This window comes from Olsenella sp. Marseille-P4559, assembly GCF_900605015.1.
Lineage (GTDB): Bacteria > Actinomycetota > Coriobacteriia > Coriobacteriales > Atopobiaceae > Tractidigestivibacter.
Genome location: NZ_LR027574.1, coordinates 495,237 through 521,270, shown reverse-complemented (window position 1 = coordinate 521,270; position 26,034 = coordinate 495,237). Strand labels below are relative to the sequence as shown.

The following is a 26,034-nucleotide window of genomic DNA, read 5'->3' as shown; positions in this document are numbered from 1 at the left end:
TAGAATAAGCAGCGTTGTCCGTGTTGTTCCGATGGCATTCGTGTGAGAGTAGGTGGGCGTGGAGCGTGCGGTAATCAGTGGGTGCGGCAATTTGGCGGTTCCCAACGCTGGCGCATCTTCTCGGTCGTCCGTCGCCCGTTCGGGCAAGAGGCGCGTGCTGGGGCTTGACGGCCTTCGTGTGATAGCCATTCTCGGCATCGTCATCTACCACGCCAACCCAAGCTGGCTTCCGGGCGGCTTCTTTGGCGTGACCGTCTTCTTCGTGATAAGCGGCTATCTGTTCACGCTTTCCATCCAGCGCGAAGTCGCGCGTACGGGTTCGATCGAGTACGGGCATCTTCTCCTCAAGCGTGCCGTGAGGCTTTGGCCCGCCATGCTTGCCGTGGTCGGCGTAACCGTTATCCTCGCGGCCATACGTGCACCCTACCTGCTCCCCAAGGTCCAGAGCGACGCCCTCCCGGCACTCCTGTTCTTCGAGAACATCTACTACATCGTGCGCCAGGTGTCCTACTTTGCCGCGGCGGGTGCGCCTTCTCCGCTCACGCATCTCTGGTACCTCGGCGTTGTGATGCAGTTCTATATCGTGTGGCCACCGGTGCTCCTTTTGCTCTCGCGCACGATGCCAACTCGACGCCATGCGTGCTATGTGGTCTGCGCGCTCATCGCGCTCTCTTCGATTGCCATGTGGGTGCTCTTTGATCCCATGGGAGACACGGCTCGCATCTACTACGGTCTTGACACCCGTGCGGCCGAGCTGCTTGTCGGTGCGCTTCTCGCCATCGCTACCGGTGGGTGCGGCGTGCGCCTGGAGAGGCTTGTCCCGGCGCTTCGAGAGCGTGGCGTCCTCCCCATCGCCTATGACATCATTGCAGCGACATCGCTTTTCGTGATAGTTACCATAATGTTCACCTTTAACGGCTACAGCCACTTTGTGTACCGCGGCGGCATGCTCGTTGTCGCAATCCTCTCGGCGCTCATCGTCGGATGCATGTCTCGCTCCAATCCCACGCTCGTTGGTCGCGTCCTTGGGGCACCGGCCTTGGCCGAGGTCGGCAAACGTGGCTACTCGCTGTATCTCTGGCACTACCCGCTCCTGGTCATCCTGAACCCAGTCACAAACACAGCGCCTCTGCCCTGGTGGGGATGGCTCCTCGAGTTTGCTGCCATTGCGGCTCTCTCGGAGCTGTCCTATCGGCTCTTGGAAACGGCGCCCGTCCGCCCGCTCCCGTCCGTTCCCACCTACGTTGGCGGCCGAGTGGCAGGAGCGCAGCGCGGCGTCTCCCACTCGAGGCTTACGCGCGGACTTCTTGCCCAGCCCCTACCGAGGCTCGTGATAGAGGGCATCGGCGTGCTTGCGGTCCTCGTGCTCATGCTGGTCCCGCTTGACGCCGAGACGGCAAACACGCCGCAGGCGGCGGCAGCCGGCCAGGAGTCGGCTCTCACCCAGCAGGCCGAGAGCCTCGAGAGCTACGATGACTCGGGCACGTACTTTGAGAGGACCGCATTCGACGGGGCCTTCTCGTCCATCAACAACGTGAACTACGACGTAGACGCACAGACCGGTGCCACCGACGCAAAGGTGATCCTCATCGGCGACTCTGTTCCGGCAGGTGCCATCAACCAGTTTGAGACCATCTTCCCCAACGGCTACATTGACGCAACCGTGGGCCGTCAGATCTACGACGGTCCAGATATCTATACGCAGGACGTTGACGCAGGCCATGATGGCGACATTGTGGTGTGGTCGCTTGGCAATAATGGCGTGGCGACCGAGGATCAGGTCAAGGCCCTCGTCGAGGCGGTGGACCCCGGCAAGAGGGTGTTCCTCGTGACAGCGCGCGTCCCCCTCGCCCTGCAAGACCTCAACAACGACCTCTTCAGGCAGGTGGCGGCCCAGTATTCCAACTGCGAGGTCATCGACTGGTACGCTACGAGCGCGGGTCACGACGAGTACTTCTGGGACGATGGGACGCACCTGCGCCCCGAAGGCGCGGACGCCTACGTCCTCATGCTTCGCGAAGCAATCACGGGAAGGTGAGAATTCTCGGTTGCGCCGCCGGCTTGTTTTGGTAACATAGCAAGCCGCACGGGCGATTGGCTCAGGGGTAGAGCACATCCTTCACACGGATGGGGTCGCTGGTTCGAATCCAGCATCGCCCACCATTTGCCTTAGAGGTCGGATGACCATTGGTTGTCCGGCCTGTCTCTTTTCTCGGTGACTGTGGGAGCCATCGTGGTGATAGCCTTGGTGTGGGCAAGTCACCCACGCACGTTGCTTGGAGGAAACCAAATGGCACAGAACGCTGAGAACCCCGTTGAGCTCTTCGACATGCACGTGGCCCATGTGGGCATCAATGCCGCAAACGAGGAAGAGGCCAGCCGTATCGCTGGGGAATTCGAGGCCCTGATGGGGCTCACGCGCATCGAGAAGGCCCCCTCCTTCTTTGCCGGCACCCTGGTCGAGGTCATGAAGCGCGGCGGGCGCGGGGAGAAGGGCCACATTGGCTTCCACGTGAACGACATCGCTGCTGCTGAGAAGTGGTTTGCAGCGCGTGGCCTTGAGGTTGACGATTCTTCGCGCGTCACCAATCCCGATGGCTCGACGTTTCTCGTCTACTTCAAGCGGCAGATTGCTGGGTTCGCGCTTCACCTTACGGTTGCGGAGTAGGGGAGCCGACGGCGTCATGGGGACGTTATACCAGCCGCGGCCATTTCCCGCCCCGCCGCACGCTGCCTCCATCCCCACCTCATCTGCACGTGTGTACCGTATACTCACCCCTTGGTAAATTTGGCATCCCGAGGGGTTCACGTGATAGCACTCGCAGACAAGATCGCCAAGTCTTTTGGTGGCAGGGTTCTCTACTCGCAGGCAACGCTCCAGCTCAACGCGGGCGAGCGCTGGGCCTTGGTTGGCCCCAACGGCGCCGGCAAGACCACGCTGCTCAAGATCATCATGGGCCAAGAGACCCCTGACGAGGGCACCGTCTCCTTTGCCAAGGAGACCACCGTCGGCTACCTCGAGCAGGAAACCAGGATTGACGGCGAGAAGACCGCCCTGCAGGAGGTTGTCGACTCTGCCCATGAGGTCAAGGGGTGGGAGCGCCGCGTCACGGAGCTTGAGGCCAAGATCTCGACCACGAAGCCCGGCCCCGAGCTTGACCGCCTGCTTGACGACTACGGCCACGCCCAAGACCGCTTCGAGCGCCTAGGCGGATATGAGCTTGAGGCCCGTGCGCGTCAGATACTCGGTGGCCTCGGCTTTCCCATCGAGGACTTCGACAAGCCGGCGTCGGACTTCTCCGGTGGCTGGCAGATGCGCATCGCCCTCTCGAAGCTGCTGCTGCGTCACCCCGACCTGCTCCTCCTCGACGAGCCCACCAACCACCTTGACCTCGAGAGTGTCCAGTGGCTCGAGCACTTCCTCTCAACCTATGACGGCGCAGTCCTTCTCGTGAGCCACGACCGCTCGTTCATGGACGCCTGTGTGAGCCACGTGGCAGCCGTCGAGAACCGCCGCCTCGCTACCTATACGGGCAACTACTCCGCCTATCTGCACCAGCGCGAGGACAACCTCGAGCAGATGCGCGCCAAGCGCGCCGCCCAGGAGCGAGAGATCGCCCACATGCAGGTCTTTGTCGACAAGTTCCGCTACAAGCCCACAAAGGCTGCACAGGCACAGGAGCGCATGCGTCGCATCGAGCAGATAAGAAGCGAACTTGTCATCTTGCCCGAGGGCTCAAAGAAGGTGCACTTCTCCTTTCCTGAGCCCCCACGCACAGGCGACACCGTCGTGAGGGTGGAGGACGTCTCGAAGTCCTTTGGCGAGAACCACGTCTACGACCATGTAGGCCTCACGCTCTACCGCGGTGACCACGTTGCGCTCGTTGGTCCCAACGGCGCCGGCAAGTCAACCCTCATGAAGCTCATAAACGGGCACCTGGGGCCGGATTCGGGCGCAGTCGAGCTTGGGCAGAACGTCACCTGCGCCTACTACGCACAGCACCAGCTCGAGCAGCTTGATCCGGCAAACACGGTGCTCCAGGAGATGGACGCCGTGGCTCCGGGTTGGACCACCTCTGAGGAGCGCCGCCTCCTAGGGGCGTTCCTCTTCCACGGAGACGACGTCAACAAGCGCGTTTCGGTGCTCTCTGGCGGCGAGAAGGCACGCCTCGCCCTTGCCAAGATGCTTGTGGCGCCAGACCCGCTGCTCTGCTTCGACGAGCCCACCAACCACCTTGACATCGACTCCGTGGACGTGCTTGAGCAGGCTCTGGTTCACTTCCCGGGCACCATTGTGCTCATCAGCCACGACGAGCACCTCGTGCGCGCCGTGGCCAACAAGGTGGTCGACGTGCGTGATCACAAGGTGACGCTCTACGATGGCGACTACGAGTACTACCAGTTCAAGCGTGCCGAGCTTGAGGCTGCAGCCTCGGCACAGGCGGTGCCTGCGAACCAGCCCGCACCGGCAAGGACCACGCGGGTCATGCCAGAGCCCGCCGAGCGGGCCGCAGGCGGCCGCAACGTTAAGACCAAGGAGCAGCGCCGTGCCGAGGCCGAGGAGCGCAACCGCAGAAGCAAGGCGCTACGCAAGACAAAGCGTCGTCTGCAGGAGGTGGAATCAGCCCTGGGTCCCGCTCACGACCGCTACGACGAGCTCGTGACGCTCATGGCAGACGAGAAGCTCTACAACGACACCGACCGCTTTAATGCCTGCATGAGCGAGTACAATGCCCTCTCCAAGAAGATTCCCGCACTCGAGCAGGAGTGGCTTGAGCTCTCTGAGGCAATGGAGGCAGGCGAGGCCGATGCGTAGCCTCGGACGCCCTGGGGCTCGCGCTGTCCTGCGCGCGGTCGCGCTCGTCACGCGTGTGATTGCCGTGGCCCTCTGCATCCTGGTGATTGCCGATTCGCTCGATGTGGGTATGCTCCATACGGCGCTTCTTGGCATCAACGGCGTTGCAACCGGCATGGTCCCGGAGCCCATCCAAGGCCTCCTCGTCTTTCGCACGCCCATGGGCGGAGCTTTCAGGGGTGACTTCGCCCTTGTCGCCATTGTGCTCTTTGTCATAGACTGGCTGCTCGCAAGGGCCGCCTACCGTATCTAGTCAGAAAGGGGTGTGACGTGTTCTCGACCTCTCGCGTCATCTCGATTCTCATTTCGGTGGGCCTCGTCATGCTTTCGGCCATTCCGCACGAGGTGGCCCACGGCTGGATGGCCAACCGGCTTGGAGACCCCACGGCCAAGAACGCAGGGCGCCTCACGCTTAACCCTGCCGCACATATTGACCCCTTTGGCTCTGTCATCCTTCCGCTCATCATGGGTGCCTTTGGGGGGCCAATCTTTGCCTATGCAAAGCCCGTGCCCTACAATCCCATGAACTTCGATTCCAAGACGCGCGGCCGCGACGAGGCGCTGGTGGCTCTTGCCGGCCCGGTCTGCAACCTCCTGCAGGCACTTGCCGGAGCAGCTGTCTGCCGCCTCGCGTATTGGGGGTTCACTTCGGGGCTCAACTCTGGGGCGCTCGCCGTGAATCCCTGGTACCAGGTGGCGTATTGGACGCTCATGGTCCTCTCGACGTACGTCTACGTGAACCTCATGCTCATGTGCTTCAACCTCATACCGCTGCCCCCGCTCGACGGCTCCAAGGTCATCTCGCCGCTCTTTAGAAGCGAGCGCTCCCGCCGTATCTACTACCAGGTGCAACAGTATGCGATGCCCATTCTCGTTGTGGCGCTCTACCTCATCCCCTACGCCTTTAACGTAGACCCTCTTGGGTGGATTCTAGACTCCACGGCAGGCTCGCTCTACGATCTTTTCATGGGGGCCTAGCGTTCGATGTCTTGGCATGTGAAGACAGACGGGTACACGGGACCCTTCGATCTTCTCCTGCAGCTCGTAAGCCGGCAGAAGGTGGCCATTGGCTCCATCTCGGTGGCCGAGGTCGCCGATCAGTATCTGGCTGAAGTTGAGCGCATGGGTGACCTCGACCTCGATGTCGCAAGCGATTTTCTGCTCGTTGCCTCGACGCTTCTGGACATGAAGGCGGCGGCGCTCGTTCCCGAGGGCAGCAACGCACGCGCCACCCCCATGGAGGGCGACGGGCTGGACGAGGGTGACGACCTTGCGGGGCTTTCGCCCGACGAGGCCCGTGAGGTCCTCATTGCTCGCCTCATCACGTACAAGCAGTTCCGCAATGCCGGTGCGGCGCTGGGCAGCCGTATGGAGGCGGAGTCGCGCATGGTGCCGCGCACCGTAGGCCCTGATCCTGAGTTTTTGGGCCTCATGCCCGACTATCTCGAGGGAATCACGCTGCGAAGCCTTGCCGTCATCTGCGCGGACGTCGACGCGCACCGCGAGTCCTTCCTTCTGGAATCCGAGCACATCGCACCCAAGCGGCTTCCCATCGCGCTCACGGTGGCTTCGGTCGACCGCATGGCGCGGTCTCGCGGTTGTCTGACCTTCTCGGACCTGCTCGACGGATCCAAGGCACCAGAGACCATCGTCGCGAACTTCCTGGCGGTTCTCGACCTCTACCACAGGGATAAGCTGCGCATGTACCAGGAGCACAACTTTGGTGACATAGACCTCGAGCACGTGGAGGGCGCCACTCCCTACGAGCTGGACGAGTCGGTGCTCTACGAGCTGGACGAGCAGGGCTTTGATGCGCATGGCCTTACCGAGCTTGGCCGCGGAGCTCCTACGGACGACAGCGAGACACACGAAGATACGGGGGAGGACGCGTGATGGCGAGTCTGGATAGGCTTGGGGATGGGTCGCTGAAGGGGCTTCTTGAAGCCCTGCTCCTCGTGTCGGACGACTCCGTATCGGCAATCGACCTTGCAAAGGCGACGGGATCAGCACCGGGGGACGTGGCCTCGGCCCTGGCCGAGCTCTCCGCCGAGTACGCCGATGCCAACCGCGGCTTCCAGCTGCGCGAGGTGGCCGGCGGGTGGCGGCTCTTCACGCATCCCGCGTTTCACGACCAGGTTGCGGCCTACGTCCTCTCATGGGACCAGCGCCGTCTCTCGCAGGCCGCGCTCGAGACCCTCGCCGTCATTGCCTACCACCAGCCCGTCTCGCGCGAGGGCGTACGCGCGGTGCGCGGGGTGAACTCCGATGGCGTGATTGCTTCTCTGCGCGAGAAGGGCCTGATACGCGAGGTTGGCCACGATGCCGAGCATGGGCAGGCCATCCTCTTTGGCACCACCCGCGCCTTCCTCGAGCGCTTTGGGCTGGGAAGCATCCGCGACCTCCCTCCGCTCGAGGACTTTGCACCCGACGAGCAGTCCCGCCAGTTCATTCGCGAGCGACTCTCGGGTCGCTCGCTCGAGTCGACCCTTGAGGAGACGTCCGATGACATCGATGACGAGCGCGAGCTTCTGGGCGACGGTGCCGAGGAGGAGGCGCCTGAGGTAGGCGCCGATAGCGCCACTGATGCCGCAGGGGGCGATGCCAGCGATGAGTGACCCGCTGCGCGAGGACGGGCTCTACCCCATGCGCCTGCAGCGCTTTCTTGCACGGGCCGGCGTCGCAAGCAGGAGGGGTGCCGAGAGGCTCATGACAGCTGGTCGCGTGTGCGTGAACGGCAAGGTTGTGAGCGAGCTGGGCAGCAAGGTGGACCCTGCCGCCGACGTGGTGAGCGTCGACGGCATCGAGTGCCGCATCCTCGAGAAGCCCCGCTACCTCATGCTCTACAAGCCATCAGGCTATGTGACCACCATGAGTGACCCACAGGGAAGGCCCACGGTGGCAGAGCTTGTCCCCACAGAGACCTACCCTGGGATTTTCCCGGTCGGGCGCCTCGACATGGACACAACAGGACTCCTCTTGTTCACCACGAACGGCAGCGTTGGCCAGGCCCTGCTCCATCCGTCGCGCCACATCGAGAAACACTACGTGGCTCTGGTGTCGGGCACTCCCTCGGCCCATGACCTCGACCGTCTGCGCCGCGGCGTGATGCTTGAGGACGGTCCGGCCTCGCCCGCCAGGACAGAGCTGCTCGCCAAGGGCGATCCCCTCTATGCGGTGGTGGCCCCACACGGCGCGGGCCGAACCGGTGGGGGAGAGCCCAATGCGGTGGTGGGACTCACCATCCACGAGGGCCGGAAGCATCAGGTAAAAAAGATGCTGCAGGCCGTTGGCCACAAGGTCTTGCGCCTGCACCGTGATGCGTTTGGGCCTCTCGTGCTCACGGGAGTCAAGGAGGGCCACTGGCGCGAGCTCATGCCGCACGAGGTCGCGGCCATAGAGGCCGTCTGCGCTGGAGACACAAGCGCCCTAGGGAAGGATGGCTAGCGTGGATTTTGGCATGAAGCAGCGGATCTTGGTCATGAGGCACCCGGAGACACCCGCAAACACCGAGCACTTCTTCTCAGGGCGAAGGGACGTTCCCCTCACTGAGCGTGGCTTGGAGCAGCGCGCGCATGGCGTGGAGGCGCTCGTGGCCTTTGCCCCCGAGCGCATTTGGTGCTCGCCGCTCTCGCGCTGCCGCGACCTGGCCGAGGAGGCAGGCGAGCGTCTGGGCATCCCCGTGCGCGTAGATGATGACCTTGTGGAGCTTGACTTTGGTGAGCTTGAGGGCACGCGCTTCGAGTCGAGCAACTCTGGTCGCGCGCTCTTCCCCTGGCCGCTTGACGACGAGGGCCATTCGCTTCCCGTACCGGGGGCGGAGTCGTTTGAGCACGCAACTGCCCGCGCGTGCCACCTCATGAGCGAGCTGATTCCGCTTGTCGGCAGAACCGCCCTTGTCACCCATGGTGGTTTCTCTCGCATACTCATTGCGGCCATGTACGATATACCGTATGACCGCTTCTGGAACGTACACCTGGCAAACGTCTGCTCGGCGTACTACACCTGCAACGGCAAGAGCTTCTACCTCGGTGGCTTCAACCTCGCACCCGAGGAGGTCATCGAACGCTCGACCACGCAAAACCCCTACGACCTTAGGGACATCTGGGGTGTCAAGGAAAGGAAGGACAAGGACGCATGATTGTCGCCATCGACGGGCCTGCTGGATCTGGCAAGTCCACGGTCGCCCACGCCATCGCCGAGAAGTGCCGCCTCACCTATCTCGACACCGGCGCCATGTATCGCTCCGTCACAGCAGAGTGCCTGCGTCGGGGCATCGACCCCACAGACTCTGGGGCCGTAACGCAGGTCGCGCGCACGACCTCCATCACCTTTGGGACCTCGCCCCAGGGCCAGACCGTCACGGCGAACGGCCGTGACGTCACGGCCGAGATCCGCACGCCCGAGGTTGACCGCAACGTCTCTGCCGTCTCCGCCATCCCTGAGGTCCGCGAGGCCATGGTTGAGCTGCAGCGCGCATACGGCGAGACAGGCAACGTCGTTGCCGAAGGAAGAGACATCGGCACCGTGGTCTTCCCCAAGGCCGACGTGAAGGTCTTCCTCACGGCCGACCCAGCTGCGCGTGCCCTGCGCAGGGCCGTTCAGCGCGAGGGGGGCGACGCCGCAAAGGACGCCAACGCCACAGCAGACCCGACTGAGGTCAAGCGCATTCTCGACGATCTCAACCGCCGAGACCAACTTGATTCCACGAGAAAGACCGCCCCACTCAAGCCCGCATCCGACGCGCACCACATCGACTCCTCGACGCTCAGCGTGGACGAGGTCGTCAAGGCCATCTGCAGCCTGGACCCCAGGCTTGAGGCGGCGCTTATGGAGCCCCGCTCGTGAACGCCCAGAAGAAGAGCGCTGAGAAACGCCTGCGCGCCTTTCATGGCAACTCGTTTGACGACTACTACGACAACGGCATGAGGAACTACCCGCTTCCGGCTCGTGCGATCCTTGGTCTGGCGGTGCTTCTCTGCTTTGTTTGGAGCCAGTTCCGCTGGCGTTGGACCGTCGAGGACAAGGAGAAGCTCGTCGGCGACAAGACGCCGAGGGTCATCATCATGAACCACGGCTCCATGCTCGATCCCGTCATCATCGTCGTGCAGCTCTGGCTCCGTGGGATTCGCGTGCGCACAATCTACAAGAGCGAGTTTGACAAGTCTCCAGCGGTCACGTGGTTCTTCACGCGTATCGGGGCCATTCCCGTGCAGCGCGGCACCGCAGACATGAAGGCCGTTCGTCGCGCGCGAGCGGCCCTTGGCCGCGGGGAGTGCGTGCTGATCTATCCCGAGGGTACCCGTATCAAGAGCGACGACGAGCCCGTGACCATCCATGAGGGCTATGCGCTCATGGCGCAGCTCGCCCATGCGCCGGTGCAGCCCGTAGCCATCGTTGGCGCACGAGACGTCACGCGCCGGGGAAGCCACCTGCACCGCTTCTCTCGCGTCTGGCTCAAGGCCGGAGACCCCATTACCTGGGACTCCCTTGGCGTCGAGGGTAGGAAGGCCCAGCTTTCTGCCATGTCGAAGGCCGGCATGGACGCCGTCTACGCTCTTCGTGACGAGCTTCGCGAAGAGCACCCGGGGAAGATGTAGCCATGGCAAGGGTAGAGGTGGCACGTGAGGCCGGAGCCTGCTACGGCGTGGAGCGCGCACTCGAGATGACCGAGCATGCGCTCGAGGGCGGACAGGGGCGCGTTCGCACGCTGGGACCGCTCATCCACAACCCGCGCGTGGTCGAGAGCCTTGGCACGCGTGGAGCCTCGGTGGTCGAAGACCCGCGCGAGGCGGCCGGCTCTGCGCTCGTTCTCCGTACGCACGGCGTGACCCCCGCCATTGAGGCCGAGGCACGTGAGCTCTGCTCATCGGTCATTGATGCCACCTGCCCCTTCGTGAAGAAGGTCCACCGTGCCGCCGAGAGGCTCGCCGCCGAGGGCTACCGCGTTGTCATCGTGGGCGAGGCGGGTCACCCCGAGGTTACAGCGACGCTCGCCCATGCGCCGGGAGCCGTTGTTGTTGGTACCGCGGAAGAGGCACTGGCACTCCCACGCGCCCGCAAGACCGGTGTCGTTGTGCAGACGACGCAGTCTGCGGCGCTTCTTGCCGAGGTCGTCACGGCACTGCTCGCACGCACGGAGGAGCTTCGTGTGGTGAACACCATCTGCGAGGCAACCTCAGGGCACCAAGGTGCCTGTGCCGAGCTTGCCGCACGCGCAGACGTGATGGTCGTGATTGGCGGGCGCAACTCCGCCAACACGACGCGCTTGGCAGAGATCGCGCGGGCTGCGTGTCCGAAGACCCATCATGTGGAAGGCGCAGACGAGCTTGAGGCTGCGTGGTTCTCAGGGGTAGGGCTCGTGGGCGTCACGGCGGGTGCCTCGACGCCGTCATCTCAGATTCGTGCCGTGGTATCCGCAATCGAGTCGATGATAGGGGAGTAGGCGTGCCAAAAGATCGCGCAGACTACGCGTCCACGCGTGAGCGCCCGCTGGGCGCCTGGGTGCAATCCGTCGAGGACGAGAGCCCCGCCTGGGAGGCGGGCATCGAGCCTGGCATGCGCATCGAAAGCGTGAACGGGCACGAGCTGCGCGACCTCATCGATTGGCGCTGGGAGGCCGACGGCGCATCCTGCCAGCTCGAGGTGTTCGACCCTACCGACGGCGGCACCTATGCCTGCGAGCTCTGGCGCAAGCCTGGCGAGGATTGGGGCATCGGCTTCACTGACGTCCTCTTCGACGGAATCCGTACCTGTGTGAATGCCTGCCAGTTCTGCTTCATGAGCATGCTCCCGTCAGATGCCCGTCCGTCGCTCTCCCTGCGTGATGACGACTACCGCCTATCGTTTCTCCAGGGAAACTTCGTTACGCTCACCAACGTGAGAGACGAGGACGCCGAGCGTATCATCACCTACCGCCTCGAGCCCATGAACGTCTCGATTCATGCCATATCCCCCGAAGTCAGGCGCACGCTCATCGGCCCCCATGCGCAACGCGGCATCGATGTCTTGGAGCGGCTGCTTGCGGCGGGCATCGAGATTCACGCGCAGATCGTGCTCTGCCCCGGTGTGAACGATGGCAGCGAGCTCGCACGTACCCTTGACTGGGTCGAGCAGCGTCCCAGCATCACGTCGCTTGCCGTGGTGCCGCTTGGCTACACGCGCTTCTCGCGTCGCTTCTCCAAGTCATTCTCGGACGATCCCGATGCAGCGCGAGCCGTGGTCAAGCTCATCGAACCCTACCAGGCACGCGCGAGGCTCAGGCTGGGCATCACGCGCTTCCAGCTCTCCGACGAGTTCTACGTTGCGGCAGATATGCCGGTGCCCCCGGCGGAGGCCTATGATGGCTACCCGCAATACTATGACGGCATCGGCATGCTTAGGAGCTTTTTGGACGAATCCGCCGTGGTCGCCCGCGACCACGCGGAGGAGCTTGGTGCAACCGAGAAAGAGCTTGCCCGACGCGAGATCACCGTCCTTGTGGTCTGTGGCGAGGCCCCGCGAGCGGCAATCTCCTTCTTCAGCGAGCTGTGGTCCCCCTCGGGGCGGGTACGCGCATACCCCATCCACAACGACTACTTTGGCGGCGACGTCAACGTCACGGGGCTTATCGTGTCCCAAGACCTCCTGGCGCAACTGCCGGAGCTCCTCACGAATCACGTTGTCGTCCTCCCTGAGGTCATGTTCAACTTTGACCACCTGACGCTTGACGGAGACACCCAAGACCACGTGATGCGGGAGATAGGCCGTCGTGGTGGTGTGGCCGCCGTCGCGCATGGGGACCCCGAGAGCATCCTCTCCACGGTGACGCAGAGTTTGGGGTGAGCCCAGCCGGCCATGAGGTGCGCACACGGTCGTGATATGCTCAAACGTGCTAAATATGCCAAGAGAAAGCGAGCACTTCATGTCAAAGCCTGTCGTCGCCGTGGTCGGTCGACCCAACGTCGGCAAGTCGACTCTTGTCAACCGCATCATCCAGAGTCGTGACGCCATCGTGCACGAGAGTCGTGGTGTCACACGCGACCGCTCCTATCACAACGCAGACTGGAACGGTCACGACTTTGTGATCATTGATACCGGAGGCATCGAGTCGGTCAAGTCGAAGGATACCTTTGCCCCCCGCATTCGGGAGCAGGCCATGATCGCCGCCGAGGAGGCCGACGCCATCGTCTTTGTGGTGGATGGCTCCACCGGCGTGACGGACGAGGACGAGGAGGTCGCGAAGATCCTCCGCAGACAGGATAGGCCCGTCTTTTTGGTGGTCAACAAGAAGGACAACCCCGCCACCGAGAACGACAACCTCTGGGACTTCTACGCCCTAGGCGTGGGGGAGCCCCGACCCCTCTCGGCCACCCACGGCTACGGTACTGGTGACCTCCTTGACGATGTGGTGGCGGTCCTTCCTGCCGAGGAGGACATGGAACCCGAGGAGGGCGTCCTCTCGCTTGCCATCGTGGGTCGCCCTAACGTGGGCAAGTCATCGCTCGCAAACCGTCTTGCCGGCAAGAAGCGCTCGATCGTCTCGGATGTGGCCGGAACCACCCGCGACGCCGTGGACACCATGATCGAGTGGCAGGGCCAGAGGATTCGCCTGGTCGACACTGCCGGCATGCGGAAGAAGAACCTGGTCCACGAGGACGTCGAGTATTACAGCATGGTGCGTGGGCTCATGGCCATGGCGCGCGCCGACGTGTGCCTCCTCGTTGTTGACGCAACCGATGGCGTCACCGAGCAGGACCAGAAGGTGGCCGCCATGGCCATCGACCGTGGCTGCGCGCTTCTGCTTTGCCTTAACAAGTGGGACCTCATCGAGACCGAGGCGCAGCGTGACCGTGTGGTGGCCTCCATCGACAAACGCTTGCAGTTTGCGACCTGGGTCCCGTACGTGAACATCTCGGCCTTGACCGGCCGCGCCACCGACAAGGCCCTCCGGCTGGCCATGTCTTGCGCCCAGGCCCGCGAGAGCCAGCTGCGCACCTCCGAGCTCAACGCCCTTCTCGAGGAGATTCGGCAGGGAGGCCACACGGTCTCCGACAAGGGGCGTCGCCTCAAGATGCAGTACGTCACGCAGACGGGCTCCCGGCCGCCGGTCATCACCATCTGGTGCAATGCGCCCGACCTTGTGGACGACAATTACAAACGCTTCGTCGAGAACCGCATCCGCGAGAGGTTCGACCTCGAGGGAACGCCGATCCGTCTTCGCTTCCGAAAAAAGTCTGAGGGGAACAAGTGAAACTCGTAATACCTACGCTCGTCGCATGCGCCATCGCGTACTTTGTGTGCGGCATACCGTTTGGCATGCTCATCGCCCGTTCCCGCGGTGTTGACGTGCGTCACACGGGCTCGGGCAACATCGGTGCGACCAACGTCGGGCGCTCCATAGGAGCATGGGCGGCAGGCCTCACCCTTCTGCTTGATGCGAGCAAGGGATGGGCATGCACGGGGCTTGCCACCTGGGCCTTCTCGGCCTCTTTTGCCGACGCGGCAACGCTTGCTCCGGGCCAGCCCTTTGACTGGGCTCTCGCCTGCGTCTATGGCGCCTGCGTGCTGGGACATGTCTTCTCTCCCTACCTTGGCTTCCACGGCGGCAAGGGCATCTCGGTTGGCTTTGGCGCGGCGCTGGGCCTTGACCCACGCATTGCCTTTGGGCTTCTCGCCGTGTTTCTGGTCTTTGCGCTGCCCACACGCTTCGTCTCGTTGGGAAGCTCCTGCGCGGCGGTCTCGCTTCCCATCTGGACCATCGTGCTGGGCTACAGCCCCGTGGCGGTGGCCCCCATGCTCGTCGTGGCAGCATGCGTTGTCTGGGCCCACCGCGGCAACATCCACAAGCTCTTGCATCACGAGGAGAAGCGATTCTCGTTCCACCACGACGAGGGGAAGTCCAAGTGAGTCGCGTTGCCGTCATGGGTGCGGGCTCCTGGGGCACGGCCATGACGGGCCTTGTCGCACCTGCCGTCGGCAAGGTTGTGCTGTGGGCGCGCACGCCTCGGGCGGCCGACGCCATGAACCGGGACCGCAAGAACCCCAACCACCTCACCAACTACGAGCTTGCGCCAAACGTCACCGCAACAAGCGACCTTGGCGAGGCTGTGCGTGGGGTCGATGCCGCGATACTGGCTACGCCATCCGCCTACCTGAGGCAGACCTGCCATGGCCTGGCACCCCACCTCGATGCCGACGCGCGCGTGCTCGTGCTCTCCAAGGGCATGGAACGGGGCTCCCACCTGCTCATGCACGAGGTGGCCTCTGAGGAGCTGGGCAACCCCACTCGCGTGGCGGCGCTCTCGGGGCCAAACCACGCTGAGGAGATCTGCCGGGGCATGGTTTCGGCCGCAGTCGTTGCCTCGGAGGATGCCGCCACGGCTGCCTGGTTTCAGGGCCTGCTTGCCGGCCCTGCCTTCAGGGCCTACGTGAGCGACGACATACGGGGCGTGGAGTGCTGCGGGGCCGTCAAGAACGTGGTAGCCATCGCCTGCGGCATCGCAAGCGGCCTGGGCATGGGCGATAACACCCTTGCCGTTCTCATGACCCGCGGCATCGCCGAGATTGGTCGCGTGGTGGCTGCGCTTGGTGGCAACCCCATGACGTGCATGGGACTCGCTGGCATGGGGGACCTCGTGGTCACCTGCACCTCCGAGCACTCGCGCAACAGGTCCTTTGGCCGAGCGCTTGTCGGCGGTGAGTCGCTCGGGGCGTACCAGGCTCGCACGCATATGGTGGTCGAGGGTGCACCAGCCTCGGAATCGGTCCTCGAGCTCGCACGCGAGCGGGACATCGAAGTACCCATCACGGAGGCGGTGCATGCCGTGCTCTTTGAGGGCCGTCCCATCGACGAAGCCATGGAGACGCTTCTCACGCGCGCACCACGCGCGGAGTTCTATGGTATGGAAGAGAGAGATATCACGCCAAAGGAGAGCCAATGCTAGAGCATAACGTCCAGGTTGCACCTTCCATCCTCTCCTCAGACCTGGCACACCTTGCAGACGAGCTTGCCTCTATCGAGGGGGCAGGCTACGTGCACTTCGACGCGATGGACGGCCACTTTGTCCCCAACCTCACGTTTGGCCCCGGCGTCCTTGCGACCGTGAAGGAGGCAACCGACATCCCGGTTGATGCCCACCTCATGATCTCCAACCCCGATCAAATGGTTCCGGAGTACCTTGCCGCCGGTGCCGACATCGTGACCTTCCACTACGAGGCAACGGCTCACGCCAACCGCCTTGCCAACCTCATTCGTGAGGGGGGTGCCAGGGCCGGCGTCGCCATTAACCCCGGCACTCCCGTCTCGGCCCTTGACGCCATCATCGAGGACGTTGACCTGGTGCTCGTGATGACGGTGAACCCCGGCTTTGGTGGCCAGAAGTTCATCCCGGGATCCCTGCGTAAGGTTCGCCAGGTCAAGGCCATGTGCAACGAGCGCCATGTAGCCCCCATCATCGAGGTGGATGGCGGCATTTCGCCCACCACTGCGGGTGACGTCTGCGTCGCAGGTGCGCGCCTTCTCGTTGCCGGCAGCGCCGTGTTTGGCAGGGAAGACCGCAGCGGGGCCATCCACAAGATCACCGAGGCCGGCGAGGCCGGGCTCACGAGGAGAGCGTGAGAAGCGTGACCGCACGTACAACCGTATACCTCGACTATGCTGCAAGCGCTCCCGCACGCCAGGAGTCGCTTGCTGCCGAGCGAGCCTATGAGGAGTCGCCCATTGCCGGTGCCAACCCCAACTCGCTTCACACGCTCGGCCGTGAGGCCGCGCGGGCGCTCGACGGCGCTCGTCGGGACATCGTACGTTGTGCAGGCGGGGGCTTTCGTCCTTCTGATGTCGTCTTCACGTCAGGCGGCACCGAGTCGAACAACCTCGCACTCTTGGGGATCTCCCGTGGCGCACGCCAGCGCGACCGCAGGCGCACGCGCGTGGTGCTCTCGGCCATCGAGCACGACTCCGCGCTCGACGTTCAGGGCGCCCTGAGAGGCAACGGCTTCGAGGTCACCCTCGTGAAGCCCGGCCGCGATGGCGCTGTCTCTGCCGCCGCTCTCAATGAGGCGCTCGGCCCCGATTGCGCCCTCGTCTCCGTCATGAGCGCAAACAACGAGACAGGTGTCATCCAGCCGGTTGCCGAGCTCGCGGCCGCCGCGCACGCCTGTGGGGCAGTCTTTCACACGGACGCCGTCCAGGCGTTTGGTCATGTCCCGCTCGACGTTGCCCAGGCGGATGCCGTGAGCCTTGCCGCGCACAAGCTCGGCGGGCCCGTGGGGGTGGGCGCGCTTCTCGTCCGTGGGCGCACGCCCCTGGCCCCGCTCTCCTTTGGCGGGCGGCAGGAGGCAGGCAGGAGGGCTGGCACGCAAGACGTTCGCGGTGCCTTGGCCTTCTCGGCGGCTGCCCGTGCATGCTGTGACGCCATGGCTGCCACGCAACCCGTGGTTGCCGCGCGCGCCAATAGGCTCTACGAGCGCATCTGCGCCGAGGGAACAGGCATTGCGCCCACGACCACGGCTGTCGTCGATGGGTCTCGCCTTCCCGGCATGGTAAGCGTGATGGTGCCGGGCGTGGACTCGCAGGCCCTTGTCTTGGGCCTTGACGAGCGTGGCTTTGCAGTCTCGGCGGGTTCGGCATGCTCGTCTGGATCCCTTGGCGCAAGCCATGTGCTTACGGCCATGGGCATCGGCCGTGACTCGGCACTCGGATCGCTTCGCATCTCCTTTGACGAGCGCGTGCCCGAGGCCAATCTCGATGCGTTTGCCACAGAGCTTGTCTCGCTCGTCGCGCAAGTCGCCGCACGGCGCAGCTAATAAACTCCACCCACCACAGAAAGACGAGGGACCCATGACAGAAGCACAGGCGCTTATCAGACTCCAGGAGATCGACCTCGACATGCTGCGCCTCGCCTCGACACTCGCAGCCATGCCGCAGCAGAAGAAGGTCCAGGCCATTGCCCGCGCACGCAAGAAAGTCCAAAGCGAACTCACCAAGATCTTGGGTCAGCGCAAGGACCTCGAGACCTTCATCGCTGAGAACCAGGGAGACCTTGAGCGCTACCGCGCTCGCACCGAAGAGGTCAAGGCAGAGGCGGCTTCGGGAAGCCACGGGTACCGCCAGATTCAGGACTATGAGGCCCACCTCACCGGTCTTGCCAAGAAGGTCGAGAAGCTCGAGCACAACCGGGTGCAGCTTGACGAGGACCTCGAGAAGGTAGGGCGCGCCGAGAGCAACGCGCGTCTCACGCTCGAGCGCCTCGACGAGGAGGAGGCGGCGCAGAAGAAGTCGTTCGAGAAGGGCAGCACCCAGATTCGGCACAGGATCGTGACGCTTGACGAGGAGCGCAAGGGCGTCGTTGCCCAGATCTCTGCTCGGCACATGAGCGGCTACGAGGCTGCGCGCAAGCGCTTCAAGGGCCTTGCCGTCGAGAGGCTCGTGGGTAACGTCCCCTCCATCTGCCGCGTGAAGCTTCAGCCGGCCTCGTTCCACGACCTGACCCACGGTGATGCCGTTGCCGAGTGCCCTTACTGCCACCGCATCCTCGTCGTGGACGACCCCTATGGCGAGGGGAAGGGCAAGTGATCGAGACAACAACAGGGACCACGGCACCACACGTCGTCCTCGCCGTCACGGGTGGCATCGCCGCCTACAAGGCAGTCGAGGTCATGCGCCTTTTGCAGCATGCCGGCTGTGACGTGCGCGTGACCATGACGGCTGACGCGGAGCGCTTTGTGGGCACACCCACGTTTGAGGCGCTCTCGGGGCATCCCATAGCCGATGACCTCTACAGCTACCCCGACTCCGCGATTCCGCACATCTTCCTTGCCGACTGGGCAGACCTTGTGCTCGTTGTCCCCGCAACAGCAAACGTGCTTGCCAAGATGGCCGCAGGCATTGGCGACGACTGCCTCACCACCACGCTCATAGCGACGCACTGTCCGGTGCTTGTGGCGGCCGCCATGAACGTCCACATGTGGAGAAACCCCGCTACCCAGGCAAACATCGAGAAGCTGCTCTCTCGCGGCGTGCGCTTTGTGAAGCCGCAGTCAGGCCTTCTCGCCTGCGGGGACATTGGCGAGGGCAAGCTTGCCGAGGTGGAGGAGATTGCCGCCGCCGCGCTTGACGCCCTCAATCCTGCGCAACGGGACATGGCGGGCATGAGGCTCGTGATCACGGCCGGGCCCACGCACGAGGCCATCGACCCCGTGCGCTACATCGCAAATGCCTCCACGGGCAAGATGGGCTATGCCATCGCACGCGAGGCGGCACGTCGTGGCGCTGCGGTGACGCTGGTCTCGGGCCCCGTTGGACTCGAGGCTCCCCGTGACGTGGACGTGGTCCCGGTTGTCTCTGCCGCCGAGATGCACGACGCTGCGCTTGGTGCATTTGCGAATGCCGATGCGGCCATCTGCGCCGCCGCGGTGGCGGACTACACACCCGCGGCCTTCGCCACACGCAAGCTCAAGAAGGGCGCAGACGACCTCGGTACGCTGAACCTTGTCCAGACGGCAGACATTCTCGCCGATCTCTCTCGAACGAAGGGTGGCCGCGTGGTGGTGGGCTTTGCCGCCGAGACGGATGACCTCTTGGAGAACGCCCACAGCAAGCTTGCCCGCAAGGGCTGCGACCTCATCGTGGCCAACGACGTGTCCCGTCCGGACTCCACGTTTGGCGCAGACACGAGCCGCATCGCCTTCGTGTGGCCCGATCGAACCGAGCAGCTCGACACGCTTCCGCTCGACCGCGTGGCCGCCGCCATCTGTGACCAGGTTGCCCTGCTCGTGACAGGGGGGCGCGCATGAGCGAGACGGGCCACGGAAAGATGACCATTGGCTGCCACCTTTCGGTGGCGGGCGGCTTTACCCAGATGGGGGAGACGGCACTCAAGATTGGTGCCAACACGTTTGCGTTCTTTACGAGAAATCCCCGGGGTGGCCGCACTCGCACGCCAGACCCCACAGACATCGCGGGTCTTCTCGCCATCCTTGGCGAGCATGGCTTTGGCCGGCTTGTGGCACATGCCCCCTACACCATGAACCTCTGCTCCGCCAAGCCGCAGACGGTCGAGTTTGCCCGCGAGGCCATGGCAGGAGATCTCAGGCTTTTGGAGGAGCTGCCCGGCAACTACTACAACTTCCATCCTGGAAGTCACGTTGGTCAGGGCATTGACGAGGGAATACGCCTTATCTGCGAGGGGCTCGACCAAGTGTTGGCCCGTGGCCAGAAGACGACGGTTCTTCTGGAGACCATGGCGGGCAAGGGATCCGAGGTGGGTTCTCGCTTCGAGGAGCTCGCGCGCATCATCGAGGGCACCCGCGAGGGGGACCTTCTCGGCGTATGCCTTGACACCTGCCATGTGGCAGATGCCGGCTACGACATTGTCTCTGACCTCGATGGGGTCCTCGACGAGTTCGACCGCGTCATTGGGCTGGAGCGCCTTCGTGCCCTGCACCTGAACGACTCGAAGAATCCGCTCGGCTCCCACAAGGACCGTCATGAGAAGATCGGCCAAGGGACGCTCGGCCTCTCGACGTTTGGCGCAGTGGTGACAAACCCTCGGCTCCGCGGCCTGCCGATGGTTCTCGAGACGCCCAACGAGCTTGAAGGCTATGCACACGAGATTGCGCTTCTCAGAGGCATTGCCCGTGGAGATAGGAAAGACTGATGGGGATTCTCATAGGCTGCGAGCACCTCTCGCACGAATGGCCTGGCAAGCCCGTGCTTTCCAACCAGACCATTGGCATTAATGAAGGCGAGCGGATAGGCGTCGTGGGCAGAAACGGCGACGGCAAGTCGACGCTGCTCGAGCTTATCGCACACCGTCTGGAGCCCGATGCGGGGAACGTTACCTGGAGAAACGGCATTCACGTTGGCTTTCTCGGCCAAGACGACGAGCTTCAGGATGGCTGGACCGTAGGTCGCGCCGTGGTAGGGGGGATTCCTGACTACGTCTGGGCCTCTGACCCGCACGTTCGCCAGATCATCTCCGAGCTCTTGGGTGACGTGGACTGGGATGCAACGGTAGGCACGCTCTCCGGGGGCCAGCGTCGCCGCTGCGACCTGGCTCGCCTGCTCGTGGGCACCTGGGATGTCATCCTCATGGACGAGCCCACGAACCACCTGGACATGCACGCCATTCGCTGGCTGGCGGACCACCTGAAGACCCGCTGGCCCGAGGGTGCGGGGGCGCTTCTCGTGGTCACGCACGACCGGTGGTTCTTGGACGAGGTCTGCGGGCACATGTGGGAGGTGCACGACCAAGAGATCGAGCCTTTCGACGGCGGTTACTCGGCCTACATCCAGCAGCGCGTCGAGAGAGACCGCATGGCCGCTTCCACCGAGGAGCGTCGCCAGAACACGCTGCGCAAGGAGCTCAACTGGCTCGCGCACGGCGCCAAGGCGCGTACGAGCAAGCCTCGCTTTCGCGTTGAGGCCGCCCGTGCCCTCCTCGCCGACGACCCACCGCTGAGAAACACCATCGAGCTCAAGCGCCTTGCCGTAAGCAGGCTTGGCAAGCAGGTCATCGAGATGAAGGACGTCTCGTTTGCCTACCACGACGGTACGCGCGTGCTCGACGACATCACCTGGACGATTGGTCCCGGTGACCGCATTGGCATTCTGGGCGCCAATGGTGCGGGCAAGTCGACGCTGCTCAAGGTCATGACCGGCAAGCTCGAACCCACCTCAGGGACCGTGCGCATTGGCAAGTCCGTGCGCTTTGGCTGGATGTCGCAGCATCTGGACACGCTCTCGGAGAAGGAGAACTGGCGCGTGCTCGAGGTGCTCTCGCGCTACAAGAGCACCTACTACGTGGACGGAAAGCCGCAGAGCCCCACGCAGCTCCTGGAGCGCCTCGGGTTTGAGCGCTCGGAGCTTACGAACTTCGTGCGCGACCTCTCTGGCGGCCAGCGCCGCCGTCTGGCGCTGCTCACGGTGCTTCTCGACGAGCCCAACGTCCTGGTGCTTGACGAGCCGGGCAACGACCTCGACACCGACATGCTTGCCGTTCTCGAAGACCTGCTCGACACCTGGCCGGGCACCCTTCTCATGGTCTCGCACGACCGCTTCCTCATGGAGCGTGTGACCGACGACCAGCACGCGCTGCTTGGCGGCCACGTGCGCCACTGCCCGCGCGGCGTAGACGAGTTCCTCGACCTCCTCGACTCGCAGGGGGGTGTGGCAGCCCCTTCCTCCGCGGAGTGCGCTTCGCGAAACTCCGCTACGGAAGGGCCGGCCACGTCGGGCGACTCGGGAGGCGCGCGGGGCGTGGGGCTGTCGAACCAAGAACGCCGTGAACTAAAAAAGCGGTTTGATGCGGTGTCTCGGAAACTGGAGAAGACCGAAGGAGAGCCAGACCGGCGTCGCTCGGCGCTTGCCGAGGTCGATCCTACTGACTACGAGAAGCTTGTTGCTGCGCAGAAGGCGGTTGACGATGCGCTGGCAGCTCGTGAGTCGCTTGAGGACGAGTGGCTCGAGCTCTCGGAGAGGCTCGGCATTGAGTAGGACGATGGGCCGTCAGCCATAGAAAGGGGTACTGGTGGGCGAAATCCTCTGGAGGTTCGTCTTTCCCAAGTATCGGGGGAAGATCATCACAGGCACGCTGTGCAAGGCCGTCGAGGTCGTGTTCGACCTCATCACCCCGGTCATCGTGGCACGCATGATCGACGTGGGCATTGCGGGCCGTGACCAGGGCTACGTGTTGCGTATGTGCGCGCTTCTCATCGTCCTTGCGGTGGTGGGGTTCTGCTTCACGCTCGTCTGTCAGAAGATGGCAGCGATCGTCTCGCAGGACTCTGGCACTGACATCCGGCATGACCTCTATGCGAAGATCAACCAGCTTGCGCCGGCTGACCTCGACCGCATTGGTACGCCCTCCCTCATCACGCGCATCACAAACGATGTCAACCAGGTGCAGGTCACCGTTGCCCTTGGCATACGGCAGATCATCCGCTGGCCCATCCTTGGCATTGGCTCCATGGTCTGCGCAATGCTCATCGACGCTCAGCTTGGCCTGGTCTTCCTGGTTTGTACGCCTGCCATTGCCGTTGTATTTTGGCTCGTGATGTCGCGGTCCATACCGCTCTTTGGCGAACTCCAGGGCAGGCTCGATAAGGTGAGCCTTGTCACACGCGAGGGCCTCTCGGGTGTTCGCGTGGTGAGGGCCTTTCGGCAAGAGGAGCGCGAGAACGACCGCTTCCGCGATGCCGCCAACGCCCAGACGCAGACCGCAGTCGCGATCGGCAAGCTCTCCTCGCTTCTCAACCCGGCCACACTCCTCGTGATGGACCTCGGGATTGTCGCCATCCTTTGGATGGGAGGCATCCGCATCGATGGCGGTGAGCTCACCCAGGGCGAGGTCATCGCGTTCGTGAACTACATGACCCAGATGCTTGTGTCAATCGTCTACGTCGCTAACCTGGTCATCACCATCAACCGCGGAACGGCGTCGGCGAGACGCATCATGGAGGTGCTCGACTGCGAGCCCCAGGTTACCGACGAGGGCACTGTCGATGTTGCGCTCAGCCGCGGTACCCTTGCATCTGGCGTGGCGCTTGCCCTCGAGCACGTGAGCTTCTCCTATGAGGGCACGCAGCGTCCCGCTGTCGATGACGTGACGCTGCGACTTGGCGCGGGTGGCTCCTTGGGCGTCATCGGCGGCACCGGCTCGGGCAAGTCCTCGCTGGTAAACCTCATCCCACGGCTTTATGACGCCACCGAGGGGAGCGTTCGCGTCTTTGGGCGAGACGTGCACGAGTACCCCTTCGACCAGCTGCGCTCCCTTGTTTCGATCGTCCCCCAGCAGGCCTCGCTTGTCTCGGGGACCATCCGATCGAACCTCTGCTGGCGTGACGCCTCGGCAACCGACGAGGAGCTCTGGCGCGCGCTCGAGCTTGCCCAGGCGGCAGACTTCGTGCGGGCCAAGGACCACGGGCTCGATGCCGTCGTGGAAGCCGGCGGCAAGAACTTTTCCGGAGGCCAGCGGCAGAGACTCACCATCGCCCGCGCGCTTGTGGGCCACCCGCGCATCGTGGTTCTCGACGACTCCGCCTCGGCGCTCGACTTCCGCACCGACGCAAGCCTGCGCCAAGCGCTTAGGAGCCTACGCTCTGAGCTTACCTGCGTAATCGTCTCTCAACGGGTCTCGGCGGTCATGTCCTGCGACCAGATCCTTGTCTTGGACCACGGCCGCATGGCTGGCCTGGGGTCTCACACCGAGCTCATGAGGAGCTGCCCCATCTACCGCGAGATCTGCCTCTCGCAGCTGCGTCCCGAGGAGGTAGGCGAGTAATGGCCAACCCGTATGCCGCCAGCGGAGGTGCTGGCACCATCATGGCAAACGCCCGCGGCGATATTGGTGATGACGGCGGACCCGCGGGACGCCTGGACGAGAGGGCCATCCCCACGGCCGAGGTGACAAGGCGCCTGCTTGCCTACACGCGACCCCACATGGTCTCCCTCGTTGCGTCGTTTGTCGCCTCGGCGGTCTCTGTGGTTCTTCAGCTCTATGCGCCCATCGTTGTGGGCCGTGCCATCGACTGCATGGTCTCGGCGGGTGCCGTTGACCTTGCGGCCCTTATGCCATTGCTCCAGCAGCTTGCGCTTGTGGTTGTGGCGGCGGCTGTCACGCAGTGGCTCTCTGGCTACTGCACGAACAGACTTACCTATGAGACCGTGCGTGACCTGCGCATCGATGCGTTTGCAAGAGTCAGGGACCTTCCGCTCTCGTTTGTGGATGCACATTCGCACGGAGACCTCCTCTCCCGCGTGGTCAATGACGCGGACCAGGTCGGAGACGGTCTTCTCCAAGGTCTGACACAGCTCTTCACGGGTGTTGTCACCATCGTGGGAACCCTTGCCTTCATGTTCTCGGTCTCTGTTCCCGTGGGCCTTGTGGTGGTCATCGTGACGCCCGCCTCGATGCTCGTGGCGTGGCTCATCGCTCGCTACTCGGCTCAGGGCTTCAAGGACCAGCAGGCCCTCCAGGGCTCCCTTGGCGGCTACGCCGAGGAGATGGTGGGAAACCAGAAGCTGGTGTGCTCCTTTGCGTACGGTGACCGTGCACAGGCTGGCTTCGACGGCATTAACGAGCGCCTGCGTGGCGTGGGGGAGCGGGCTCAGTTCACAAGCTCGCTTTCGAACCCTGCGACGCGCTTGGTGAACAACATCACCTATGCCGTTGTTGCTGTGGTGGGCTGCATATGCGTTATCTCCGGGTGGCCGAGCGTCCTTACGGTGGGGCAGGTGCAGACGTTTCTCTCGTACGCCAACCAGTACATGAAGCCCTTCAACGAGATTTCGGGCGTCATCACGCAGATCCAGACCGCCTACGCCTCGGCGCGGCGCCTCTTCGCGCTCATCGACGCGCCTGCCCAGAGTGCCGACCCATCCGAGCCCGAGCAAGACGAAGAGCCCCAAGGAACCCTGGAGTTCTCGCATGTCGACTTCTCCTACGTCCCTGAGCGGCCGCTTCTGCAGGACATCTCGTTTAAGGCTGAGCCAGGGCAGACCATCGCGCTCGTCGGTCCCACGGGTTGTGGGAAGACCACCCTCATCAATCTGCTCCTGCGCTTCTACGATGTGGACGCCGGGCAGATACTTGTGGACGGACACGACACCAGCAACATGCGCCGGGAAGACCTTCGCGCACTGTTTGGCATGGTGCTCCAGGACACCTGGCTCTTCCGCGGGACGGTGCGCGAGAACATCGCCTACGGGACGCCTGGCGCAACGCTTGACGAGGTGGTCGCAGCCGCGAAGCAGGCGCATGCCCACAAGTTCATCGAACAGCTGCCACAGGGCTACGACACGCTGCTCGGCGAGGACGGAGGCTCGCTCTCCCAAGGGCAGCGACAGCTCCTCTGCATTGCCCGCGTCATGCTCGCCAACCCCACCATATTGCTGCTGGACGAGGCCACAAGCTCCATCGACACCCGCACCGAGCTGCAGGTTCAGGACGCGTTCGACCGCATGATGGAAGGGCGCACCTCGCTGGTGGTGGCGCACCGCCTCTCGACGGTTCGTGACGCGGACTGCATCCTCGTGATGAGGGACGGGCACATCATCGAGCGGGGCACGCACGGCGAGCTGCTCTGCCAAGGTGGGTTCTACGCCAGCCTCTACGAGAGCCAGTTCGAAGGCACGCGGTAGGCGCGCGCTGTGGCCCGTCATGACCCGTGGCCTCTCCTGCGGCACCACTGTTGACAGAACG

The 26,034-nt window shown here is 63.8% G+C and carries 24 protein-coding genes and 1 tRNA gene; all 25 read left to right on the top strand.

Going from position 1 to position 26,034, the window contains the following annotated elements:
* The first annotated feature begins 58 nt into the window (after window positions 1-58).
* The 25 genes from E0E00_RS08550 to E0E00_RS08430 all read left to right on the top strand — a co-directional run bounded on the left by E0E00_RS08550 (window position 59) and on the right by E0E00_RS08430 (window position 25,973).
* On the top strand, window positions 59-2,038 hold the full coding sequence (locus E0E00_RS08550) for an acyltransferase family protein (RefSeq protein ID WP_165443628.1): 1,980 nt from the start codon (window positions 59-61) through the stop codon (window positions 2,036-2,038).
* Between the two features lie 50 nt (window positions 2,039-2,088).
* Window positions 2,089-2,163: transfer RNA gene (locus E0E00_RS08545), tRNA-Val, on the top strand.
* Between the two features lie 127 nt (window positions 2,164-2,290).
* Window positions 2,291-2,668, top strand: coding sequence for a VOC family protein (locus E0E00_RS08540; protein WP_130812110.1), 378 nt, complete (start codon window positions 2,291-2,293; stop codon window positions 2,666-2,668).
* 141 nt (window positions 2,669-2,809) lie between these two features.
* Entirely contained in the window at window positions 2,810-4,816 is a 2,007-nt protein-coding gene (locus E0E00_RS08535; RefSeq protein WP_130812109.1) for an ABC-F family ATP-binding cassette domain-containing protein, read from the top strand.
* Entirely contained in the window at window positions 4,809-5,108 is a 300-nt protein-coding gene (locus E0E00_RS08530; RefSeq protein ID WP_130812108.1) for a hypothetical protein, read from the top strand. The genes E0E00_RS08535 and E0E00_RS08530 overlap by 8 nt, the downstream gene beginning before the upstream one ends.
* Window positions 5,109-5,125: 17 nt before the next feature.
* Window positions 5,126-5,833: a site-2 protease family protein gene (locus tag E0E00_RS08525; RefSeq protein WP_242622203.1), complete on the top strand. Its 708-nt coding sequence runs from the start codon at window positions 5,126-5,128 to the stop codon at window positions 5,831-5,833.
* 6 nt (window positions 5,834-5,839) lie between these two features.
* Entirely contained in the window at window positions 5,840-6,748 is a 909-nt protein-coding gene (locus tag E0E00_RS08520; RefSeq protein WP_130812107.1) for a ScpA family protein, read from the top strand.
* Window positions 6,748-7,470, top strand: coding sequence for an SMC-Scp complex subunit ScpB (gene scpB / locus E0E00_RS08515; protein WP_130812106.1), 723 nt, complete (start codon window positions 6,748-6,750; stop codon window positions 7,468-7,470). Before E0E00_RS08520 ends, scpB begins: the two co-directional genes overlap by 1 nt.
* Entirely contained in the window at window positions 7,463-8,299 is an 837-nt protein-coding gene (locus E0E00_RS08510; RefSeq protein WP_371683389.1) for a pseudouridine synthase, read from the top strand. Before scpB ends, E0E00_RS08510 begins: the two co-directional genes overlap by 8 nt.
* Window position 8,300: 1 nt before the next feature.
* Window positions 8,301-8,993, top strand: a complete 693-nt coding sequence (locus tag E0E00_RS08505; protein WP_242622202.1) for a histidine phosphatase family protein — start codon at window positions 8,301-8,303, stop codon at window positions 8,991-8,993.
* On the top strand, window positions 8,990-9,700 hold the full coding sequence (gene cmk / locus E0E00_RS15010) for a (d)CMP kinase (RefSeq protein ID WP_130812103.1): 711 nt from the start codon (window positions 8,990-8,992) through the stop codon (window positions 9,698-9,700). The genes E0E00_RS08505 and cmk overlap by 4 nt, the downstream gene beginning before the upstream one ends.
* Window positions 9,697-10,452: a lysophospholipid acyltransferase family protein gene (locus E0E00_RS15005; protein ID WP_130812102.1), complete on the top strand. Its 756-nt coding sequence runs from the start codon at window positions 9,697-9,699 to the stop codon at window positions 10,450-10,452. Before cmk ends, E0E00_RS15005 begins: the two co-directional genes overlap by 4 nt.
* A gap of 2 nt (window positions 10,453-10,454) precedes the next feature.
* Window positions 10,455-11,297, top strand: a complete 843-nt coding sequence (ispH, locus tag E0E00_RS08490) for a 4-hydroxy-3-methylbut-2-enyl diphosphate reductase (RefSeq protein ID WP_130812101.1) — start codon at window positions 10,455-10,457, stop codon at window positions 11,295-11,297.
* A gap of 2 nt (window positions 11,298-11,299) precedes the next feature.
* The gene (locus E0E00_RS08485; RefSeq protein WP_130812100.1) at window positions 11,300-12,676 is read left to right on the top strand and encodes a DUF512 domain-containing protein; all 1,377 of its coding nucleotides are present in this window, start codon (window positions 11,300-11,302) and stop codon (window positions 12,674-12,676) included.
* A gap of 79 nt (window positions 12,677-12,755) precedes the next feature.
* Complete coding sequence (gene der / locus E0E00_RS08480) at window positions 12,756-14,084, top strand: ribosome biogenesis GTPase Der (RefSeq protein ID WP_130812099.1); 1,329 nt, start codon at window positions 12,756-12,758, stop codon at window positions 14,082-14,084.
* A complete protein-coding gene (locus E0E00_RS08475; protein WP_242622201.1) occupies window positions 14,081-14,740 on the top strand; it encodes a glycerol-3-phosphate acyltransferase in 660 nt (219 codons plus the stop codon). The genes der and E0E00_RS08475 overlap by 4 nt, the downstream gene beginning before the upstream one ends.
* Entirely contained in the window at window positions 14,737-15,777 is a 1,041-nt protein-coding gene (locus E0E00_RS08470; protein ID WP_242622200.1) for an NAD(P)H-dependent glycerol-3-phosphate dehydrogenase, read from the top strand. The genes E0E00_RS08475 and E0E00_RS08470 overlap by 4 nt, the downstream gene beginning before the upstream one ends.
* Window positions 15,771-16,451, top strand: a complete 681-nt coding sequence (gene rpe / locus E0E00_RS08465) for a ribulose-phosphate 3-epimerase (protein WP_130812097.1) — start codon at window positions 15,771-15,773, stop codon at window positions 16,449-16,451. Before E0E00_RS08470 ends, rpe begins: the two co-directional genes overlap by 7 nt.
* 5 nt (window positions 16,452-16,456) lie before the next feature.
* Window positions 16,457-17,638: a cysteine desulfurase family protein gene (locus E0E00_RS08460; protein WP_130812096.1), complete on the top strand. Its 1,182-nt coding sequence runs from the start codon at window positions 16,457-16,459 to the stop codon at window positions 17,636-17,638.
* A 34-nt stretch (window positions 17,639-17,672) separates the two neighbouring features.
* The gene (locus tag E0E00_RS08455; protein ID WP_130812095.1) at window positions 17,673-18,407 is read left to right on the top strand and encodes a zinc ribbon domain-containing protein; all 735 of its coding nucleotides are present in this window, start codon (window positions 17,673-17,675) and stop codon (window positions 18,405-18,407) included.
* Complete coding sequence (gene coaBC, locus E0E00_RS08450; RefSeq protein WP_130812094.1) at window positions 18,404-19,627, top strand: bifunctional phosphopantothenoylcysteine decarboxylase/phosphopantothenate--cysteine ligase CoaBC; 1,224 nt, start codon at window positions 18,404-18,406, stop codon at window positions 19,625-19,627. Before E0E00_RS08455 ends, coaBC begins: the two co-directional genes overlap by 4 nt.
* Window positions 19,624-20,490 (top strand): deoxyribonuclease IV, encoded by an 867-nt coding sequence (locus E0E00_RS08445; protein WP_242622199.1) that lies wholly within the window; start codon window positions 19,624-19,626, stop codon window positions 20,488-20,490. The genes coaBC and E0E00_RS08445 overlap by 4 nt, the downstream gene beginning before the upstream one ends.
* Window positions 20,490-22,328 carry an ABC-F family ATP-binding cassette domain-containing protein gene (locus E0E00_RS08440; protein ID WP_130812093.1) on the top strand — a complete coding sequence of 613 codons (1,839 nt, stop codon included), beginning with the start codon at window positions 20,490-20,492 and terminating at the stop codon, window positions 22,326-22,328. Before E0E00_RS08445 ends, E0E00_RS08440 begins: the two co-directional genes overlap by 1 nt.
* A gap of 34 nt (window positions 22,329-22,362) precedes the next feature.
* Window positions 22,363-24,114, top strand: a complete 1,752-nt coding sequence (locus tag E0E00_RS08435; protein WP_130812092.1) for an ABC transporter ATP-binding protein — start codon at window positions 22,363-22,365, stop codon at window positions 24,112-24,114.
* On the top strand, window positions 24,114-25,973 hold the full coding sequence (locus tag E0E00_RS08430) for an ABC transporter ATP-binding protein (RefSeq protein ID WP_130812091.1): 1,860 nt from the start codon (window positions 24,114-24,116) through the stop codon (window positions 25,971-25,973). The genes E0E00_RS08435 and E0E00_RS08430 overlap by 1 nt, the downstream gene beginning before the upstream one ends.
* Window positions 25,974-26,034: the final 61 nt, after the last annotated feature.

Coding starts and splice junctions, on each gene's coding strand:
- E0E00_RS08455 (WP_130812095.1), top strand. CDS start 17,673: ATGACAGAAGCACAGGCGCTTATCAGACTCCAGGAGATCGACCTCGAC.
- E0E00_RS08430 (WP_130812091.1), top strand. CDS start 24,114: ATGGCCAACCCGTATGCCGCCAGCGGAGGTGCTGGCACCATCATGGCA.
- E0E00_RS08510 (WP_371683389.1), top strand. CDS start 7,463: ATGAGTGACCCGCTGCGCGAGGACGGGCTCTACCCCATGCGCCTGCAG.
- scpB (WP_130812106.1), top strand. CDS start 6,748: ATGGCGAGTCTGGATAGGCTTGGGGATGGGTCGCTGAAGGGGCTTCTT.
- E0E00_RS08540 (WP_130812110.1), top strand. CDS start 2,291: ATGGCACAGAACGCTGAGAACCCCGTTGAGCTCTTCGACATGCACGTG.
- rpe (WP_130812097.1), top strand. CDS start 15,771: ATGCTAGAGCATAACGTCCAGGTTGCACCTTCCATCCTCTCCTCAGAC.
- der (WP_130812099.1), top strand. CDS start 12,756: ATGTCAAAGCCTGTCGTCGCCGTGGTCGGTCGACCCAACGTCGGCAAG.
- cmk (WP_130812103.1), top strand. CDS start 8,990: ATGATTGTCGCCATCGACGGGCCTGCTGGATCTGGCAAGTCCACGGTC.
- E0E00_RS08445 (WP_242622199.1), top strand. CDS start 19,624: ATGAGCGAGACGGGCCACGGAAAGATGACCATTGGCTGCCACCTTTCG.
- E0E00_RS08520 (WP_130812107.1), top strand. CDS start 5,840: ATGTCTTGGCATGTGAAGACAGACGGGTACACGGGACCCTTCGATCTT.
- E0E00_RS08530 (WP_130812108.1), top strand. CDS start 4,809: ATGCGTAGCCTCGGACGCCCTGGGGCTCGCGCTGTCCTGCGCGCGGTC.
- ispH (WP_130812101.1), top strand. CDS start 10,455: ATGGCAAGGGTAGAGGTGGCACGTGAGGCCGGAGCCTGCTACGGCGTG.
- E0E00_RS08440 (WP_130812093.1), top strand. CDS start 20,490: ATGGGGATTCTCATAGGCTGCGAGCACCTCTCGCACGAATGGCCTGGC.